Raw genomic sequence first — 546 nt, 5'->3', positions numbered from 1 at the left:
CGGGTTTTGTGGAGACGTTTTTTATCTGATTTAAGCGGCTAATGCATGTGATTTCTGTTGTGCATAAAAGCGTGCCTCAGCTTCTGCTGGCGGGATGTTTCCAATGGAGGACAGGAGCCGCCGATTATTGAACCAGTCGACCCATTTAAGTGTTGCCAGTTCAACAGTTTCCCTGTTTTTCCATGGCCCCTGCCGATAGATGAGTTCGGTTTTGTAGAGCCCGTTAATGGTCTCTGCCAAGGCGTTATCATAGGAATCCCCAACACTGCCGACAGAAGCAACGAGCCCCGCTTCAGCCAGTCTTTGCGTGTAGCGAATGGACACATATTGACAGCCGCGGTCGGAATGGTGGGTCACTTTTCCCTCAGGCTGCCTCTGGCACAGAGCCTGCTCAAGGGCATCCAGTACGAAGTCGGTATGAGCCGTTGAGGAGACACGCCAACCCACAATAACCCGTGCAAAGACGTCAATGATGAAGGCCACATAAACAAAGCCCTGCCAAGTGGAAACATACGTGAAATCCGAAACCCACAGTCTGTTGGGGGC

Annotated in this window: 1 protein-coding gene; it reads right to left on the bottom strand. The window is 51.6% G+C overall.

Annotation, left to right across the window (positions count from 1 at the left end):
• Positions 1-30: 30 nt before the first annotated feature.
• Positions 31-546: IS3 family transposase (locus GOB86_RS15780; RefSeq protein ID WP_165993593.1), on the bottom strand; the 516-nt coding region annotated here is incomplete at its 5' end.

It is taken from the genome of Acetobacter lambici (assembly GCF_011516885.1).
Classification (GTDB): domain Bacteria; phylum Pseudomonadota; class Alphaproteobacteria; order Acetobacterales; family Acetobacteraceae; genus Acetobacter; species Acetobacter lambici.
Note: the sequence above shows the minus strand (reverse complement) of the source record. Positions and strands in the feature narration are given on the sequence as shown.